Origin of the sequence: Nonomuraea sp. NPDC052265, from assembly GCF_044547985.1 — a bacterium.
Lineage (GTDB): Bacteria > Actinomycetota > Actinomycetes > Streptosporangiales > Streptosporangiaceae > Nonomuraea.
This window is the reverse complement of record NZ_JBIUBJ010000018.1, coordinates 1-16,896: the sequence shown is the minus strand read 5'-3', so window position 1 is coordinate 16,896 and position 16,896 is coordinate 1. Positions and strand designations below refer to the sequence as shown.

Annotated in this window: 17 protein-coding genes; 10 read left to right on the top strand and 7 right to left on the bottom strand. The window is 72.3% G+C overall.

Translation table 11 applies throughout. The features are described from left to right. Positions 1-112: 112 nt before the first annotated feature. The 4 genes from ACIHAD_RS37030 (at position 113) to ACIHAD_RS37015 (ending at position 4,998) form a co-directional block, all read left to right on the top strand. A complete protein-coding gene (locus ACIHAD_RS37030) occupies positions 113-925 on the top strand; it encodes an SDR family NAD(P)-dependent oxidoreductase (protein WP_397359387.1) in 813 nt (270 codons plus the stop codon). 133 nt (positions 926-1,058) lie between these two features. Beyond that, positions 1,059-4,202, top strand: coding sequence for a BTAD domain-containing putative transcriptional regulator (locus tag ACIHAD_RS37025; protein ID WP_397359386.1), 3,144 nt, complete (start codon positions 1,059-1,061; stop codon positions 4,200-4,202). 48 nt (positions 4,203-4,250) lie between these two features. Continuing rightward, positions 4,251-4,421: a hypothetical protein gene (locus tag ACIHAD_RS37020; RefSeq protein ID WP_397359385.1), complete on the top strand. Its 171-nt coding sequence runs from the start codon at positions 4,251-4,253 to the stop codon at positions 4,419-4,421. Positions 4,422-4,542: 121 nt separating this feature from the next. Further along, positions 4,543-4,998: a serine hydrolase domain-containing protein gene (locus ACIHAD_RS37015; RefSeq protein WP_397359384.1), complete on the top strand. Its 456-nt coding sequence runs from the start codon at positions 4,543-4,545 to the stop codon at positions 4,996-4,998. Here ACIHAD_RS37015 and ACIHAD_RS37010 read toward each other — a convergent pair. After that, complete coding sequence (locus ACIHAD_RS37010) at positions 4,913-5,500, bottom strand: TetR/AcrR family transcriptional regulator (RefSeq protein ID WP_397359383.1); 588 nt, start codon at positions 5,498-5,500, stop codon at positions 4,913-4,915. The two genes, ACIHAD_RS37015 and ACIHAD_RS37010, sit on opposite strands and share 86 nt — an antisense overlap. A gap of 160 nt (positions 5,501-5,660) precedes the next feature. Then, positions 5,661-6,095 (bottom strand): SRPBCC family protein, encoded by a 435-nt coding sequence (locus ACIHAD_RS37005; RefSeq protein ID WP_397359382.1) that lies wholly within the window; start codon positions 6,093-6,095, stop codon positions 5,661-5,663. A gap of 535 nt (positions 6,096-6,630) precedes the next feature. On the opposite strand from ACIHAD_RS37005, the gene ACIHAD_RS37000 reads away from it, so the two are divergent. Then, positions 6,631-7,899: an erythromycin esterase family protein gene (locus ACIHAD_RS37000; protein ID WP_397359381.1), complete on the top strand. Its 1,269-nt coding sequence runs from the start codon at positions 6,631-6,633 to the stop codon at positions 7,897-7,899. Positions 7,900-8,037: 138 nt separating this feature from the next. Further along, positions 8,038-9,567: an FAD-dependent monooxygenase gene (locus tag ACIHAD_RS36995; RefSeq protein ID WP_397359380.1), complete on the top strand. Its 1,530-nt coding sequence runs from the start codon at positions 8,038-8,040 to the stop codon at positions 9,565-9,567. Positions 9,568-9,607: 40 nt separating this feature from the next. Here the strand turns inward: ACIHAD_RS36995 and ACIHAD_RS36990 are convergent, their stop codons facing one another. Next, on the bottom strand, positions 9,608-10,177 hold the full coding sequence (locus ACIHAD_RS36990; protein WP_397359379.1) for a TetR/AcrR family transcriptional regulator: 570 nt from the start codon (positions 10,175-10,177) through the stop codon (positions 9,608-9,610). Positions 10,178-10,257: 80 nt separating this feature from the next. On the opposite strand from ACIHAD_RS36990, the gene ACIHAD_RS36985 reads away from it, so the two are divergent. Then, a complete protein-coding gene (locus ACIHAD_RS36985) occupies positions 10,258-11,691 on the top strand; it encodes an MFS transporter (RefSeq protein ID WP_397359378.1) in 1,434 nt (477 codons plus the stop codon). Between the two features lie 138 nt (positions 11,692-11,829). Here ACIHAD_RS36985 and ACIHAD_RS36980 read toward each other — a convergent pair whose 3' ends face one another. Both ACIHAD_RS36980 and ACIHAD_RS36975 read right to left on the bottom strand, forming a co-directional pair. Continuing rightward, positions 11,830-12,915 (bottom strand): winged helix DNA-binding domain-containing protein, encoded by a 1,086-nt coding sequence (locus ACIHAD_RS36980; protein WP_397359377.1) that lies wholly within the window; start codon positions 12,913-12,915, stop codon positions 11,830-11,832. After that, on the bottom strand, positions 12,912-13,898 hold the full coding sequence (locus ACIHAD_RS36975; RefSeq protein ID WP_397359376.1) for a zinc-binding dehydrogenase: 987 nt from the start codon (positions 13,896-13,898) through the stop codon (positions 12,912-12,914). Before ACIHAD_RS36975 ends, ACIHAD_RS36980 begins: the two co-directional genes overlap by 4 nt. A gap of 85 nt (positions 13,899-13,983) precedes the next feature. On the opposite strand from ACIHAD_RS36975, the gene ACIHAD_RS36970 reads away from it, so the two are divergent. Next, positions 13,984-14,934, top strand: coding sequence for a helix-turn-helix transcriptional regulator (locus ACIHAD_RS36970; RefSeq protein ID WP_397359375.1), 951 nt, complete (start codon positions 13,984-13,986; stop codon positions 14,932-14,934). On the opposite strand, the gene ACIHAD_RS36965 is transcribed toward ACIHAD_RS36970, so the two are convergent. Then, positions 14,912-15,601, bottom strand: coding sequence for a DUF998 domain-containing protein (locus tag ACIHAD_RS36965; protein ID WP_397359374.1), 690 nt, complete (start codon positions 15,599-15,601; stop codon positions 14,912-14,914). The genes ACIHAD_RS36970 and ACIHAD_RS36965 overlap by 23 nt on opposite strands. Positions 15,602-15,687: 86 nt before the next feature. Here ACIHAD_RS36965 and ACIHAD_RS36960 point away from each other — a divergent pair, with 86 nt between their 5' ends. Further along, entirely contained in the window at positions 15,688-15,891 is a 204-nt protein-coding gene (locus ACIHAD_RS36960) for a hypothetical protein (RefSeq protein WP_397359373.1), read from the top strand. Positions 15,892-15,898: 7 nt separating this feature from the next. Beyond that, positions 15,899-16,369: a Clp protease N-terminal domain-containing protein gene (locus ACIHAD_RS36955; RefSeq protein WP_397359372.1), complete on the top strand. Its 471-nt coding sequence runs from the start codon at positions 15,899-15,901 to the stop codon at positions 16,367-16,369. Positions 16,370-16,444: 75 nt separating this feature from the next. Here the strand turns inward: ACIHAD_RS36955 and ACIHAD_RS36950 are convergent. Next, the coding region (locus tag ACIHAD_RS36950; RefSeq protein ID WP_397359371.1) for a dihydrofolate reductase family protein at positions 16,445-16,896 on the bottom strand (452 nt) is incomplete at its 5' end.

Here is a 16,896-nt window from a genome sequence, read left to right as displayed (position 1 = left end):
CTCTGCGAGACGATACGGTTCGTCTTGACAAGTCGGCGGGCCCTGGTGGCACACTGATGCACCTACGGCGAGACGAACCGTCTCGTCTTGAACGATGGGGAGGCGAGACCGCATGCGCGTATGGTTCATCACGGGTGCGTCCCGGGGGCTGGGCCGGGCGTTCACGGAGGCGGCTCTGGACCGGGGCGACCGGGTCGTGGCCGCCGCCCGCGACGTCGGGCCGCTGGCCGAGCTGGAGACCCGGCACCCGGGCGCTCTGGTGCGGCTGCCGCTCGACGTCTCCGACCGCGCGGCGGTGCGGGCGGGCGTGGAGAAGGCGGCAGGCGCGTTCGGCCGGCTCGACGTCGTGGTCAACAACGCCGGCGGCATGCTGCTCGGCATGCTGGAGGAGGCCACGGAGGAGCAGATCAGGGCCCATTTCGACGTCAACCTGTTCGGCGCGATCTGGGTCACCCAGGCGGTGGTGCCGTACCTGCGGGCGCAGGGGTCGGGGCACATCCTCCAGGTCACCTCGATGGGCGCGGGCGGCGGCGTCGCCTCGGTCGGCCTGTACGCGGCGGGCAAGTCGGCGCTCGACTCGATCACGCAGGCGCTGGCCATGGAGGTCGAGCCGTTCGGCGTCAAGGTCACCAACCTGCAGATGGGGGGCTACGACACCGGCCTGTTCACGCTGGGCACCACGACCACCGATCCCGACCCGGTCTACGACGGGCTGCGGGCCGAGCTGGCCGCCATGTGGGGCGAGGACGCCGGCCCGCCGCCGGACAACGCCGCGCCCGTCGTCATGGAGCTGGTGGACCTGCCCGAGCCGCCGCGCCGGCTGATCGTCGGCAGCCGCTCCTACGACCTCGTCCAGCAGATGGACGAGGCGCGCGGCGCGGAGTACCGCGCCTGGGAGCACCTCAGCCGCAAGGCCGACGGCTGACCCCGTCCCGCCTGTCCCGTGGCCCGGGAAGCGGCCTCCGGCATGCCGTCTGACCTGCGATGACGGCGGCCGGGAAGGTCCGGGGGCGGCGGAGATGGGCCGGGTGTCGTCGCGGTTCCGGCAGAATTGCGGTGTGCGAGTCGGATTGCTCGGGCCCTTCGAGGTCCGGAACCCCGCTGGGGCCGTGGTCGAGGTACCCGGTGTCCGGCTGCGCGCGCTGCTCGCCGCCCTCGCCCTGGAGCCCGGCCGGATGGTGACGCGTGCGCGGCTGGTCGACTGGATCTGGGGGGCGCGTCCACCCGCCGACGAGGTCAACGCCCTGCAGGCGCTGGTGTCCAGGCTGCGCAGGCTGCTGCCCGACGGCGTGATCGAGGCCGAGTCCGGCGGCTACCGGCTGGCCGTGCCGCGCGAGGCGGTGGACGTGAGCCGGTTCGAGCAGCTGATCGTCCAGGCCCGCGCCGCCGAGCCGGCCGAGCGGGCCCACCTGCTGCGCTCGGCTCTTGAGCTGTGGCGCGGCGCCCCCATGTCCGACATCGTGATGCAGGACAGCGACACGTTCGACGCCGTGGTCACGCGGCTCGACGACCTCCACGTGGACGCGCTCGGCGACCGGGTCGAGGCCGACCTCCGGCTCGGCCGGGGCGCGGAGCTGGTCTCCGAGCTGACCGGGCTGGTGGCCGCGTACCCGCTGCGTGAGGGGTTCGTGGCGGCGCTGATGCGGGCGCTGGCCGAGGCCGGCCGCGGGAACGAGGCGCTGACGGTCTACCAGCGCACCCGCGAGCGGCTGGCCGAGGAACTGGGCGCCGACCCGTCGGCCGAGCTGTCGTCGCTGCACACCGCGCTGCTCCGCGGCGAGCTGGGGGAGCGGGCGGAGAACCGCAGGACCAACCTGCGCGCCGAGCTGACCAGCTTCGTCGGCCGGCACGACGACGTCTCCGCGGTCGCCGGGCTGGCCGCCCGATACCGGCTGGTCACCCTGACGGGGGCGGGCGGCTCCGGCAAGACGCGGCTGGCCACCGAGACGGCCCGTACGATGCTCGCCGAGCTGCCCGACGGCGCCTGGCTGGTCGAGCTGGCCCCGGTCCGGGCCGGCGGCGAGCTGGCGCAGGCCGCCCTCACCACGATCGGCCTGCGCGACCAGGGGTTGCTCGGCGGCGCGCGCAGCGGCGACACGATGGACCGGCTCATCACCGCGATCCGCGATCGCGCGATCCTGCTGATCCTGGACAACTGCGAGCACGTCGTCGAGGCCGCCGCGGCCTTCGCCGACCGGCTTCTGGGCGAGTGCCGCGGCCTGCGCGTCCTGGCCACGAGCCGCGAGCCGCTCGGCATCACCGGGGAGGTGTTGTGGCAGGTCGAGCCGCTCACGCTGCCCGCCGAGGGGGCCGCGCCCGCCGAGACCGGGTCCTCGCCCGCGGTGCGGCTGCTGCGCGACCGCGCCGACCTGGTGCGCAAGGACATCGGCTCCGACCCCGCCACCCTGTCGACCATGGCGCGGATCTGCCGGGCGCTCGACGGCAACCCGCTGGCCATCGAACTGGCCGCGGCTCGGCTGCGGACCATGTCCGTCGACCAGCTCGCCCGCCGCCTCGACGACCGGTTCCGCCTGCTGACCAGCGGCAGCCGTACGGCGCTTGCCCGGCACAAGACGCTGCGCGCGGTCGTCGACTGGAGCTGGGACCTGCTGAGCGAGGCCGAGCGCGGCGTGCTGCGCCGGTTGTCGGTGTTCTCCGGCGGGGCGAGCCTGGAGGCGGCCGAACGTGTGTGCGGCGACGAGGCGTTCGCCGGTGAGCAGGTCTTCGACGTGCTGACCGCGCTGACCGAGAAGTCGCTGCTGATCGCCGACGACGAGGGCATCCCGCGCTACCGGCTGCTCAACACCATCAGGGAGTACGCCGCCCACCGGCTCGCCGAGGCCGGGGAGGCCGAGCAGGCCCGGCGGGCGCACCTGGCCTGCTTCACCGAGCTGGCCGAGACCGCCGACCCGCACCTGCGCCGGGCCGAGCAGCTGGAGTGGCTGGCCGTGCTCGACGCCGAGCAGGACAACATCCTCACGGCCCTGCGCGGGGCGATCGCCGAGGGGTGGGCGCACGAGGCGATGCGCCTGGTCGGAGCCGCCGGCTACTACTGGTTCCTCAGCGGCCACCGGGCCGAGGGCGCCGAGCTGAGCATCGCCGCGTCCTCGCTGGAGGGCGAGGTGCCCGACGAGGTGCGGGCGATGGCGTACCTCATGGTGACCATGTTCGTGACGTCCGGCGTCGGCGGCGACCAGTTCCAGGCGCGGGAGTGGATCCAGGAGGCCGACCGGCTGACCCGGAGCAGCGGGTCGCGCCGTCCGCTGCTCGGGTTCGCCGCGCTGCTGGAGCGTACGCTCCAGGGCCCGGCGGCGTTCCTGCCCGCGTTCGAGCCGCTGATCGCCGACGCCGATCCCTGGGTGCGGGCGCAGGGCAGGCTGACCCGCGGCCGGTTCCGGCTCACGCTCGGCGCCGACGAGACCGACGTCGACGCCGACGCCGAGACCGCGCTCGCCGAGTTCCGCGCACTGGGCGACCGCATGGGCATCTCCCTGTCGCTGACCTTCCTGGCCGATCGGCTCGCCATGCGCGGTGAGTTCGCCCGTGCCTGCGAGTACTACGAAGAGGGCGCGGTGGCGCTGACCGAGGTGGGCGCGAACGAGGACGTCGTGGGTGTGTGGGCGCGGCAGGCCCAGCTCCACTGGCTGCTCGGCGACGAGCGGGCCTGCGCCGCGGCCATGGCCGAGGCCCAGCGGCACGCCGACGGGATCGTCTGGCCGGACTCTCTGGCCGAGCTGGCGCTCAAGCAGGCGCAGCTCGCCCACTGGCGCGGCGAGCCGGACCGGACGCGCGAGTACCTGACATCGGTGCAGGACCTGCTGGGCGACAGCGAGATCGTCGGCTCGGTACGCGCCAAGGTCGCCGACCTGTACGGCTACCTCACCGACGACGTCGAGCAGGCCCGCGTGTACCGCCGGCAGGCGTTCGACGCGGCGATGGAGCACATGTACCCGCCCACGATCGCCGAGGCGCTGGTCGGGATCGCCGACGTCGCGCTGCGCCAAGGCCGGTACGAGCAGGCCGCCCGGCTGATCGCGGCGAGCGACGCCGTGCGCGGCACGCCGGACCGTTCACTGCCGGACGCCGCCCGGATCGGCGAGGAGGCGCGCGAGCACCTCGGCGAGACCGCGTTCGCCGAGGCCACCCTCGACGGCCGGCGCCGCGACTTCCGCGAACTGGCCGCGATCACACTCGCCGGCTGAACGTCCCGCGCGCCCGCCGTCAGCCGACCGGCGCTCCAGGCGTCCCCGGTGAGTGCCGCGCGCGCCGACGGCGTGCCGACGTGCCGGCGGCGGAGATGGCCAGGTATCGCAGAGATGGCCGAGCAGGCCGTGCAGCAGCAGGGTCAGGTGCAGGCCACGCTCGGCGAGCTGGCCGAGAGGGTCGCGGCGATGGAGAAGATCCTGCTCAGCGTCGACTGACGAGCCTGTGACAGAGGTCCGGGGCGAGCGGCAACTCGCCCCCGGACCGCGGTACCGCACGACCACGCCGTGACGGCGTGCCTTTGACGCGTACGTGCTCCCAGAGAAAGGAGAGCAGCTCATGCTGCTCGAACGCAAACCATCCCGCCGGCGTGCTCTCATCTGCTCGCTGACGGTCGCCGTGCTGATCCTCGCGGTGAGCACGCCCGCCGCCGCGACGGCCGCCGATCCGTCCCGGTCCGTACGGGAGTTCGCCGACGCCTACGTGCCCCGCCGGCTGAAGGAGCACCAGATCCCGGGCGCGGCGATCGCCGTAGTGGCGGGCGGGCGCCAGGTCTTCGCCCAGGGGTACGGCGTCGCCGACGTGGAGACCGGCCGTCGCGTGGACGCCGAGCAGACCGTCTTCGCCCCGGCCTCGGTGGCCAAGCTGATCACCGCCACCGCGGTGATGCAGCTCGTCGAACGGGGCCGGATCGACCTGCACGCCGACGTCAACATGCGCGGGTGGGGCCCATCCCGGCGAAAAGGGCGTCGAGGATCCGGTCGACGTACTCATGGGTCAGTGGTTCCATCGTGATCAGGAGTTGGAAGTACAGCGGGCCCGACAGGATCGCCATCGCCAGGGCGAGGTCGAAGGCGGGCGCCAGTTGACCCTGGTCGCGGGCCGTCCTCAGGCGGGCGACGGTCTTGTCCGCCTGAGGGGCGATGAAACGCTCGTTGAGCGCGGCGGCGATCTGGGGATCATGCTGCGCTTCGCCGATCAGGGCCCTGAACAAGGGGCCGACGGGTGGCCCGGCCAGCAGATCGACGGCCGAGTGGATCTGGGCTCGCAGGTCGGCCACGATGTCGCCGGTGTCGGGGTAGTCCAGGGCGGGCCCGTTCAGCGACAACACGGAGTCGAGCAGCAGGGCCGCCTTGGACGACCATCGGCGGTAGATGGTCTGCTTGCTGGCGCCCGCTCGGGCGGCGACCGCCTCGATGCTCAGTTTGGCGTAGCCGATCTCCTGGCCGAGTTCCAGCGCGGCCCGCATGATGGCCTCGGTCCGGTCGGCACCGCGACGGTGGGGCGTGTCGGTCATGCCGACACCATATCGGTACGGGACGTTCCGTACGGGCGCGGTCGGCCGGAGCGGCAGCCGGCCACCTGCACGCGCGCCTACCGCCGCCGGCGACGACCAGCCAACCGAGGAGCATGATCACCCGTGCTGAGGGGCCGCCCGCGACAGGGTGGTTCCGGGGTCAAGGAGCGCAGAGGCCGGCCAAGCGGCGGACGTCGGCACGGATCGACCGACGCAGCAACCACGTCAGCACCGGCTCCAGCAACCTCTCGGAGGTCACGCGTGGGGTGACGCGCACGTGGAAGGTGAAGCGGCACCGGTCCTCACCGAGCGGCTCGACGAGCCTGCCGCCCTCGGCATCGATCCCCGAGGTGGTGCGCCAGGCGAACGAGCGCCCCGGCTCCACCTGGATGACCTCGCCGCCGTTGCGGTAGGTCCGGCCCGCGAACCGCATCACCTCGGCGGTGGTCATGCCCACCCGGACGATGCCCTCAGGGCGCGGCGCCATCGTCTCGACGCCCTTGCGCCAGCGTGGGTCCTGGCCGTAGTCGGCGACGACCGCCCACACACGCGCGGCCGGGCAGGCGATCTCCCCGGCTTCCTGAAGCTCGATCATTCGGCGATGATATGGGTGGTCGAGATGCCGGTGAACACGGTGAGCGTTCGCGGTCACCGCACTGGTGGCCGATCGGGCATGACACGCTGCGCGACCTGGGAACGCTAGGGGTCGTCGCGCCAGCCGTTCGAGACGGACACGTGGCAGGCGGGCTTGTCCTCGTAGGCGGCGTGAGCGTGGCCGAGCAGGTGCGGGACATCGCCGTCGCCTCGGTCCGGGCGTGCCGGTCACGTCGGCACCTTATCGGTACGGAACGTTCCGTACTTGACAACAGGTGCACGTCTTGGACATCATCCCATCCGTACGGAACGTTCCGTACGGATAAGCGCGGCCAGGGTGGTGGGACTGGCCGCTGCGGCACCTCACCGAGCACGTCGCCACGATCATGTCCGGGCAGCGTCGCGGAGATGGAGAAAGCGGCGCCCCGCGGCCGGTAGGGCGCGCCGCCCGGCTCCGGTGACGCCTCCGCCTCCGGTGTCACGCACCTCCACCTGTCGTTCCTCCACCTTTCCACGATCAGAATCGAGCCGTCCTCATGCCTGGTTCGTCCCGCCGCGACCCGTTCGCCGACTGGCTTCGCGGCCACGCCGTCCCGCTCACCCACCTCGACCCCGAGGCGCCGCTCGACGACCTGGAGCCGCTGCGCGACCTCGTCGGCGACGCCCGCGTCGTCGCGGTCGGCGAGAATTCCCACTTCATCACCGAGTTCTCGCTCATGCGCCGGCGCGTCCTGCGGTTCCTGGCCGAACGCTGCGGCTTCACCGTCCTGGCCTTCGAGTACGGCTTCAGCGAGGGCTTCCCCCTGGACGCCTGGGCCCAGGGGGAGGGCACGGACGACGAGCTCGCGACCCGGCTCGGTACCGCGATCCCCGTGGGGGTGGACGAGCCGCTGCGCTGGATGCGCCGGCACAACGCCTCAGCCGCCGAGCCGGTGCGTTTCGCCGGGATCGACATCCCGGCGGCCGGCGGGTCCCTGCTTCCCGCCCTCGCCCCGGTCGCCGACTATCTGCGCCGGGTCGATCCCGAGACCCTCCCGGTGATTCAGGAGGCGATGCGGATCGCCGGGTCGTTCGCCGGGGCCTCCGCGGCCTCGGCCGCGCCGGCCTGGACCCGTCTGGCCGCCGCCGAGCAGGACGCTCTCAGCGCGATCCTGATGCGGCTGCTCATGCGCTTTCGTGCCGTGGAGTTGTTGTACCTCTCCCGCGCCGACCGGCCCAGTTACGATCTCGCCCTGCGCCGCCTGGAGGCCGCCTGCAGCGCCGACTACGGTTTCCGCGCCATGGCCGGCCTGTACGCGGGCACGGGCCTGACCGCCGACACCTCGGCCAGGGACGTCTACATGGCCGGGTCGGTCCTGTGGCACCTGGAACGCTCCGGCCCCGAGGCCCGCATCGTGCTGGCGGCCCACAACGCCCACATCCAGAAGACGCCGGTCTCCTTCGACGGCCGGCTCACCGGGCTGCCCATGGGGCAGCACCTGCACGACCGGCTGGGCGACGACTACGTCGCCCTCGCCCTGACCAGCCCCGCCGGACACACCGCCGACATGCGCCCCGACGAGAACGCGCGCTTCGGTTTCGCCATCGACAACACCGCGTTGCAGCCGCCAGAGCCGGGCAGCGTCGAGGCCGCCTTCGCCGAGGCCGGACTCGGGCTCAGCATCGCCGACCTGCGCCGGGCGCACGCGGCCACCGGCCCCGACCGCATCCGGATCCAGAGCGCCTACGTGCACACGCCCGTCCTGGAGGCGTTCGACGGCATCCTCAACACCCCGACCTCCACCGTCGCCGACCTCGAAAACTGAGATGCGGCACATCGTGATCTCGTCCCGGACGGGCCGGCACCACGAGATCAGCGGGAGGCCGCCCAGTGCACCGCTCAGGCGGCACGTGCACGACATGCGCGTAGTGCGCACCACGACAGATTGTGAGCAAAACGACCGATGAAGAACGCCGACGTGATCATTGTGGGCGCCGGACCGACCGGCCTCATGCTGGCGATCGAACTGAGCCTGGCCGGGGTGCGGCCACTGGTGCTGGAGCGGCACCCGCACCGCCGCGACACCCCCAAGGCCGGAGGTCTCGGCGGGCAGATCCTGGAGCTGCTGCGCTACCGGGGCCTGCTGGAACGCTTCCAAGCAGCCTGCGCCGGCCCCGTCCCGGCACCCCGGTTCCCGTTCGGCGGGGTGCACCTGGACTTCACTCAGCTGGCGGATCCGCCGCTGCACGCGCTGCCATTGCCGCAGCAGCACCTGGAACGGCTGCTCGACGAACGCGCCGGCGAACTCGGCGTGGACGTACGCCGCGGGCACGAGGTGACCGGGGTGACCCAGGACGACGCCGGAGTGATGCTGGACGCGCGCGGCCCGGACGGGCCGTACCAGGTCAACGCCCGCTACCTGGTCGGCTGCGACGGCGCGCGCAGCCGCGTCCGCGACTGGGCCGGCATCGGCTTCCCCGGCACCGTCTACCCGGAGGTCAACCGGCTGGCCCAGGTCACCCTGCCCGGCGAGGTCACCGTGCTCGGCAACGGCGATCTCGACGTCCCCGGCTTCGGCACGATCCACGCCGGTTTCACCCGCACCGACCACGGCCTGTTCGGCCTCGGCTCCTCACCCGGCGCCACGAGCGTCTCCCTCTACACCATCGAGGACGAGACCACCGAGTACGACGACGACGTCCCGATGACCCTGACCGAACTGCAGGACAGCATCCGCCGCGTGCTCGGCGCGCAGCTGCCCCTGGCCGGATCGACGCGGCTGTCGCGCTTCACCTTCAAGGCCCGCCAGGCCGAGCGCTACCGGGCCGGGCGCATCATGGTGGCCGGGGATGCGGCGCACCTGTTCCCGGCCACCGGCGTGGCACTCAACGCGGGCATGCTGGACGCGGTCAACCTGGCCTGGAAGCTGGCCGCCGACCTGCACGGCTGGGCACCGCCCGGCCTGCTGGACACCTACCACGCCGAACGGCACCTCGCCGGCGCCCGTACCATGCTGCACACCCGCGCCCAGGTGGCGTTGCGGCGCGGGCACGACGCAGCCGCCGAAGCGCTCCGCGAGATGTTCCAGGAGCTGCTCGCCGACGAGCAGCCGTTGCGCCGCATGGGAGCCATGGTCGCCGGAACCGACGTCCGCTACTCCATGCCCGGCACCGGCCACCACCCGCTGACCGGCACCTTCGCCCCCGACCTCGCCCTGCACACCGACCAGGGCGTCACCAGCGTCGCCGGCCTGCTGCACCCCGCCCGGCCCGTCCTCCTCGACCTCGCCGACCGCCCCGACCTTCGCCGGGCCGCCCGCGCCTGGGGGCAGCACGTCGACGTCCACACCGCCAAGACCGACCAGCGACCCGCCGACGCCCTGCTGATCCGCCCGGACGCCCACATCGCCTGGGCCGCCCCCATCGACGAACCCGCCGACAGCGCCGCGTCCGCGCTGCGCGAAGCGCTTTCCAGATGGTTCGGAACATCCTGACCACCACGGCGATCAAAGGAAGCGATGCGTGCGGACCGGATCAGGCGAGCAACCGGTCGACCAGCCCGTCGAGGTAGTCAGGGGTGAGCGGGCCCACGCCGAACAGGACACGCATGTAGATCGGCGCCAGGAGATGGTCCAGCACCTCCAGGGCGTCGGGCGGGTCCTCGCCGCGGTCGCGGGCACGGTCGAGCACGGCCTGTCCCTGCCTGGTGCGGTCGGCCAGGAGCTCGTCGCGCGCCTGAAGGCCCTGCCGGCCCTCGCCTGACAGCGCGACGGTCAGCCGCACCAGAGCCAGGCCGTCGGGTCCGGTGACCTCGCGGGCCACGATGGCGGCGTAGGCGCGCAGGTCGCCGGCCAGGCTACCGGTGTCGGGCATCGGCGCCTTCGCGTTGAGCCGGGTCAGCAGCACGTCGCTGAGCAGGGCTTGGAGGTTGCCCCACCGGCGGTAGAGGCTGGTGTCGGCCACGCCCGCGCGGGCCGCGATGTCGCCGACGGTGAAGTTTCCGTAGCCGCGCTCGCTGACCAGGTCGGTAACGGCCTGGTGCACCGCCGCGCGAACCCGGGCGCTACGTCCGCCGGGTCGCCTGGCCCGCCCCTGCTCATCCACACCCCCCACTTTAACGCAGTCGAGACTTGCGTTAGTATCCCCACTTAACGCAGTCACTGGCTGCTTTAGGAAGGATTTGCGTGAAAGCGTTGCTCACTCTGACCTGCGCAGGTCAGTTCATGGTGCTGCTCGACAACACGATCGTCGGCGCCGCCCTGCCCGACATGCAGCAGCGGCTCCACACCGGGCTGACCGGCCTGCAGTGGATCGTCGACGCCTACGTGCTGCTGGTGGCCATGCTGCTGCTGTCGGGCGGCGTCTTCGCCGACCGGTTCGGCCGCAGGCGGGTGTTCCTGGCCGGGGTGGTGGTGTTCACGGCCGCGTCGGTGGTGTGTTCGTTCGCGCCCTCGATCGGCTGGCTGATCGCCGGACGGGTGCTGCAGGGCGTCGGGGCCGCGGCGCTGAGCCCCGCCTCGCTGGCGCTGCTCGTGGCCGCGTATCCCGCCCCGAGGGAGCGCGTCCGGGCGATCGGGTTGTGGGCCGGCTTCAGCGGCATCGGCCTGGCCGCCGGACCGCTGGCGGGCGGGATCCTGGTGGAGTCCTTCGGCTGGCCCGCCATCTTCCTGGTCAACGTGCCCATCGGGGCGGTCCTGCTGCTGGCCGGGCTGCGCGTGCTGGGGGAGTCCCGCAACCCGGGCGCGCCGCCGATCGACGTCCCCGGCACGGTCCTGTCCGCCGCGGGCGTGGGCGCTGTGACCTACGGCCTGATCGAGGGCGGTTCCCGAGGCTGGACCTCGCCGGTGATCCTGGGCAGCTTCGCCGCCGGGATGGTGCTCCTGGCCGCGTTCGTCGTGGTCGAGGGTCGTGTGCCGACGCCGATGCTGCCGCTGCGGCTGTTCCGTCAGCGGCTGTTCACGGTGTCCAACACGGCGATGGTCGTGGTCGGGTTCGCGCTGATGGGGTCGTCGTTCTTCTTCTCCCAGTTCTTCGTCTACGTCCAGGGCACTTCGATCCTGGTCGCCGGGTTGCGGACCCTGCCCGTCTCGCTGGCCATGGTGATCGTCAGCCCGTACGCGGGCCGGTTGGCGGCCAGGTACGGCTTCCGCGTCGTCGCCGCCATCGGCCTGGCGCTGGCCGGGCTGGGGCTGCTGGCGCTGGGCCTCGTCCACGCCGATACCGGCTACGGGAACGTGTGGTGGCGGCTGGCGGTCGTCGGCATCGGGTTCGCTCTCACCATGTCGCCGCTGACCGGGGCCGCCATCCAGGCGGTCAGCCCGCAGGAGGGCGGCCTCGCCTCGGGCGTCAGCAGCACCACCCGGCAGATCGGCGCGGTGCTGGGCGTGGCGGTGCTCGGGGCGATCGTCCACACGCGGGAGTCCGGCGGCGCCTCCTTCGAATCCGGTCTCGACAGCGCCTTCCTCACGGCGGGTGCCGTGACGCTGGCCTGCGCCGTGTTCACCGGCCTGTGGCTGAGCGCGGCCCGGACGCCGACGGGCGTCCGGGCCGAGCAGTCAGAAGGCCGCGCAGTCAGTGAGCCGCCGCTGACAACTTCTCCCGGCCGGCCCACGTCTTGAGCCGCTCGCGGGGCATCTGAACCCTATGAGCCCAGACGCCACAACGGTAGGGACGACTGAGCCGAGACCGCGCCACCCACCGCACCGACCTGCTCCGACTCGACCGTTGCTGCCGCGTTCCGGGCCGCGTACGGAGGCTCAGACACGAGTCCCGACGGCACCCCAGTGGAGGCGTCGCACTCCCACAAACTCAAGGAGGTGGTCGGCCTCGTCCTCCACAGCGGCGTGGTCGGCCGGCGACAGCGGCTCGAACGGGGTGATGTGCAGCGCCTGGCGGGTGACGGACCACGTTCCGCGGACGAGGCCGTCGATGAGGAGAGTGGGCAGGACTCGCGCTCGCCCGGGCATGACCTGTCGGCGATCGTGGTCGCCGATGACGCGCGTTCGGTCGGCGTGGCCGAGCAGAAGGTTGTCGTAGGCGGGCAGGAGCCGTACGGAGGTGGGGGAGTCGGGGTCAGGCAGGTCCAGGTCGGCCAGGTCCAGGAGTACGGCTCCGCCGGGACCGCGGTAGGGGCGAAGCTCGCCGTGCATGGTGGCGGTGATCTCGCTGAGGTGGGTGAGCCCGGACCAGGCCTGGACGTCCTTGACAGTGGCGGGGCCGAAGGCTGCCAGGTAACGGCGGACGAGCTCGCGCAGGTCGCCCGATGCCGCGGGCTCCACGGGTGTGACCATGACCGCTCGGCGGGTTCCCCAGGCTCCCCATCCGCCGGTCTCGGGGTCGTGCACCAGGGGGCTGCGCAGTTCGGCTTCGGCGGCCAGGAGCCGCCCGTCGCGGCCGGGATACCGGTCGGCCAGGCGGCGGGCGAGCTCGCGGCGTGGCAGTGTGGCGCCCGCCAGTTCCTGACGTGCGGCCGCGACCAGGTCGGCCGGATCCAGGCCCGCGCTGTTGCCGGCGACGTACGGGCTGCGTGCGGTCCGGTCGAGCACGGGTTGCAGCAGGGGCCGGAAAGCCCGGTAGTCGTCGGCGGCGGCCAGGTGCATGGTGGCGCGGAGCAGGCCGGACCGGACCACCGTCCGATCCTCCAGCAGGGCGTGCAGATGGGCGGGGACGAAGCCCTTAACCCTGGCCCACAGCCCGATGTAGGGCCAGTTGGGCTCCTGCGCCTGCATGGCGACCAGCCTCTTGACGACCTCCAGCGGGGGCCGGGCGGTCCGCTTCAGCAGGAACTGCCGCTCCAGCAGGGCCCGGTTGAGTGCCCTGCTGGACAGCGTGGTCACGCTCACGCCAGCTTCACCGAGACGTTGCCGCGGTAGGCGCCCTTCAGCATCGACAGGAACGCGCCGGGGACCTGCTCGATTCCGCCCTCGACCACCGTCTGGGGATAGACGAAGCGTCCCTCGGCGAGCCAGTCGCTGAAGTGCTCACGCCAGGCGGCGATCTGGTCGGGCGTGTGGTGGCAGGAGAAGGGCAGCAGGTCGACCCCGCGGGCCAGGGCCGCCTGGCAGTCAGGCTCGGGGAAGCGGTCGGCGGCGTCGCCGAGCTGGCTGGCCAGCGACCCGCACAGGGCGAAGCGGGCGCCCGGCCTGGCAGCGCGGAGCGCCGCCTCGTACACCGCGCCGCCCACCACGTCGAAGAAGACCGAGATCCCCTCGGGGGCGAGCTCCTTCAGCCGGACGTCGAGGTCGTCGTGGTAGTCGAAGGCCGCGTCGAATCCGAGCTCATCGGTCAGATAGTCCACCTTGGCCGCGCTGCCCGCGATGCCGATGACCTTGGCCGCCCCCAGATTGCGGGCGATCTGCCCGGCCAGCGAGCCGACGCCGCCCGCCGCGCCGGACACCAGCACCACATCGCCCGCACCGGCCCCGGCAACCTCGGCCATGCCGTAGTAGGCGGTCGGGCCCTGGCCCAGGTAGTAGCCCGGGTCGGGGAACAGATCCCGATCGAGCTTGACGTAGGAGGCGGCCGGGCCTGCCGAGTGCTCGCTCCAACCGGTCATCGACTGCACCAGATCCCCCACCTCCAGGTCGGGACTGTCGGAAGCGACCACAGTGCCGATGGCGGTCACGCCCACCCGCCGGCCGGCCTGCCAGGCCGGCACCGGGAGGTGGCAGTCGGGGCGCATCAGCTCCAGGTAGGTGGCCGCCAACCCCACCCGCTCGGTGCGGACCACCACCTCGCCGTTCACCTCGGTCTCGGCGATCGCGAAGTACCGCTCTCCGGGGACACCGGCGATCTGGGCGGTCAACTGGATCTCACGCGTCTTCATGTTCCTGCTCCTCGTGTCGGTCGAGAACAACAGTAGGCACCCTTCCGGCCAGTTTCTGTCCGGAAGGTGCGGCAGAATCTCCGGCATGGCCAACACCAGCTCACGCACCCTGCGCCTGCTGTCCCTCCTGCAGTCCCACCGGCACTGGAGCGGCGCCGATCTGGCCTGCCGGCTGGGCGTCTCCGAGCGCACCCTGCGCCGCGACGTGGACCGGCTGCGCGAGCTCGGCTACCCGGTGGCAGCCGGTCGGGGGACCGACGGCGGCTACCAGCTGGCACCCGGCGCCGTCCTGCCGCCCCTCCTGCTGGAGGAGGATGAGGCGGTCGCGATCGCCGTGGGCATGAGCGAGGCGGCACACAGCGGCGTCGCCGGGATCGAGGACTCCGCCCTGCGCGCTCTGGCCAAGCTCACCCAGGTACTGCCGCCCCGGCTGCGCGCCAGGGCCGAGGCGCTGCGCGCCATGACCGTCCCCGCCGCCCGGAACGGGCCCGTCGTGGACGTCCAGGTGCTCACCACCGTGGCCCAGGCGTGCCGCGACGAGGAACGGCTGCGCTTCGGCTACGCCGCCCGAGGCGCCGCGCCCACCGAGCGCGAGGCCGAGCCCTACCGGCTGGTCGCCGCAGGACGGCGCTGGTATCTGCTCGCCTACGATCTCACCAGGCACGACTGGCGCAGCTTCCGGCTCGACCGGCTCACCGGACCACGTCCGACCGGGACCCGCTTCCGCCCCCGCCGGCCACCCACCGACGACCCCGCGGCCTACGTCCGGGCCGCCGCCGGCGCCCCCGCGCCGCACACCGTCCAAGCCGTCGTCCACGCCCCCGCCGAGCGAGTACGGCACGTGGTCGGCCAGTGGGGCGTCGTCGAACCCCTCGACGAGCACAGCTGCCGCCTCACCATGACCTCCACCTCCCTGGACTGGCCGACTCAGGCCCTGGGCAACACAGGCGCCGACTTCGACATCATCGGGCCGCCCGAGTTCGCCGACCATGTCCGCGACTGGGCCACCCGCTTCACCCGTGCCGCGCGAAGGTGACCGACTCGCGCGGCGGGAGGCCGCCGGGCATCCGGATGAGGTGGATCGCCAGCAGCGTCAGCCAGAGCCAGCCGATACCGACTGTCAGGCGCTGGATCAGGCCGCCGACCTCGACCAGACCGTTCACCTGCAAGGACGCCGCGACGAACAGGACGAACCCGATGGGAAACAGGACTCCGCTGACTGCCGAGTACCGTGCCCATCGGCCTTCGCCCCAGCCCGCGAAGCGCCGGGCGAACACGAAGCAGGCGACGGCCAGCGCCAGGAACCCGACGAGGGACATCTTGCCGTGCAGGTCGCCGTGGGTGGTGGGGGGCACGGTGAGTGCCGGGGTCCCTATCGGGTAGCCGCTGACCGGATCGTCCAGGAAGACGCCCGCACCGACGAGCCCCGCTCCCCACAGGGCGACCGGCAGCGCCCCCCAGGCCGACTGCCGGCCGCGCTCTCGCAGCGCGCCGGGCAGGGCTGACGCGAAGACGATCACGAGCGCCCCGGCCAGGATGAAGTTGGCCTGCTGGATCCAGCCGAGCCTGCTGCCCAGTTCCAGGGAACTGCCCGCATGACGGATCGGGTCATAGCCCTCGCGGACGGCTCCCTGGACGAGGAGAACGAGCATGAACAGCGGTCCGGCGACCGCACCGCACCGTAAGCCGATCTTGTTGAACATGACGTGCCCCCAGAAGTCCGACGATGATTGCGATGTCCGTCAGTTTCAATTGACAGACACGGCCCTGTCAAGCCAAACTGACAGACATGTCGTTCGATAACCTGGCGCAGCGCATCGAAGCTCACGACCCGGCCCTCGCCCTGCGAGCGGTGGGGGTACTGCACCAACTGGCCGAACAAGTGGAGACCGCAGCCGTCGCCCACGCCCGGCGACAGGGGTGGTCATGGGAGCAGATCGGCGACGCGCTGGGCATGTCCCGGCAGTCCGCGCATGCCAAGCACGGGAAGTGAGGACACCGTGTTCGAACAGTTCACCGGCAGCCCCTTCGTGGTCGTCGTCACCGCCGCCCGGGAGGAGGCCCGTCGACGGGGCGCCAGACGCATGGGGACCGAGCACCTGCTGCTCGGCCTGCTCCACGAGACCGGCTCAGCCTCCGCAGGAGCCCTCCAGGTCGATCTGGACGCCGCGTACGCGGCCCTGGAGGCGCTGGACCGTGAAGCCCTGCGAGCCATCGGCATCGACCTCGGGAACCTCGCCACCGATCCAGGCGCGCCGTCCCGCAAGTACCCACCGATGACCTCCACCGCCCAGGCGGTACTGACGAAGGCCGTCAAGGCCGCGAAGGCCAGGACCCGCGACATCGACACCAGGCATCTGCTGCGCGCGCTGCTGGAACTGCAGCGTCCCGACCCGGCGGCGGAGCTGCTGGCCCGGCTGGGCGTGGATCACGCGGCCGTGTCGCAACGCCTCGCGCGAGACGGCTCCTGACCGCGCGCCGTCCCGGGCGCCGAGGCGGGGGAACCGCCGTGGACGACCGGGACGGCGCCCCCCTGCGCCCGCCTGTCAGGGGCCAGGGTGGTAGATCAGGTGCAGGACGCCGGTGGCGAAGGTGGCCGAGTGGACCAGTCGCATCGGGGTCGGACCGCCGTCGGCGAAGAGTCGCTCCCCCCGGCCGAGGACGACCGGGTGGATGAGGAGGTGTAGTTCGTCGAGCAGGTTGTCGCGTAGCAGGGATCGCACCAGGGTGACGCTGCCGCTGATGGTGATGTGCCGGTCCGGTCCCTGCTTGAGTGCGGCGAGTTCGCCGGAGAGCGGGCCGGGGATGACGGTGGTGTTCTGCCAGGCGGGGGAGGTCAGCGTGGTCGAGGCCACCAGCTTGGGCATCGAGTTGATCCGGTCGGCGAACGGCACCTCGCCGCTCCTGCCGGGCCAGGAGGCGGCGAACACCTCGTAGGTCCGGCGTCCGAGCAGGAGGATGTCGGCTTCGTCGAGCTGGCCGGAGACGGCCGCGGCCA

What these genes read in the sequence shown, in the direction of transcription:
- ACIHAD_RS36995 (WP_397359380.1), top strand. Translation starts at nt 8,038, where the DNA reads ATGAAGAACGCCGACGTGATCATTGTGGGCGCCGGACCGACCGGCCTC.
- ACIHAD_RS37000 (WP_397359381.1), top strand. Translation starts at nt 6,631, where the DNA reads ATGCCTGGTTCGTCCCGCCGCGACCCGTTCGCCGACTGGCTTCGCGGC.
- ACIHAD_RS37015 (WP_397359384.1), top strand. Translation starts at nt 4,543, where the DNA reads ATGCTGCTCGAACGCAAACCATCCCGCCGGCGTGCTCTCATCTGCTCG.
- ACIHAD_RS36960 (WP_397359373.1), top strand. Translation starts at nt 15,688, where the DNA reads ATGTCGTTCGATAACCTGGCGCAGCGCATCGAAGCTCACGACCCGGCC.
- ACIHAD_RS36975 (WP_397359376.1), bottom strand. Translation starts at nt 13,898, where the DNA reads ATGAAGACGCGTGAGATCCAGTTGACCGCCCAGATCGCCGGTGTCCCC.
- ACIHAD_RS37005 (WP_397359382.1), bottom strand. Translation starts at nt 6,095, where the DNA reads ATGATCGAGCTTCAGGAAGCCGGGGAGATCGCCTGCCCGGCCGCGCGT.
- ACIHAD_RS37010 (WP_397359383.1), bottom strand. Translation starts at nt 5,500, where the DNA reads ATGACCGACACGCCCCACCGTCGCGGTGCCGACCGGACCGAGGCCATC.
- ACIHAD_RS36970 (WP_397359375.1), top strand. Translation starts at nt 13,984, where the DNA reads ATGGCCAACACCAGCTCACGCACCCTGCGCCTGCTGTCCCTCCTGCAG.
- ACIHAD_RS37030 (WP_397359387.1), top strand. Translation starts at nt 113, where the DNA reads ATGCGCGTATGGTTCATCACGGGTGCGTCCCGGGGGCTGGGCCGGGCG.
- ACIHAD_RS36965 (WP_397359374.1), bottom strand. Translation starts at nt 15,601, where the DNA reads ATGTTCAACAAGATCGGCTTACGGTGCGGTGCGGTCGCCGGACCGCTG.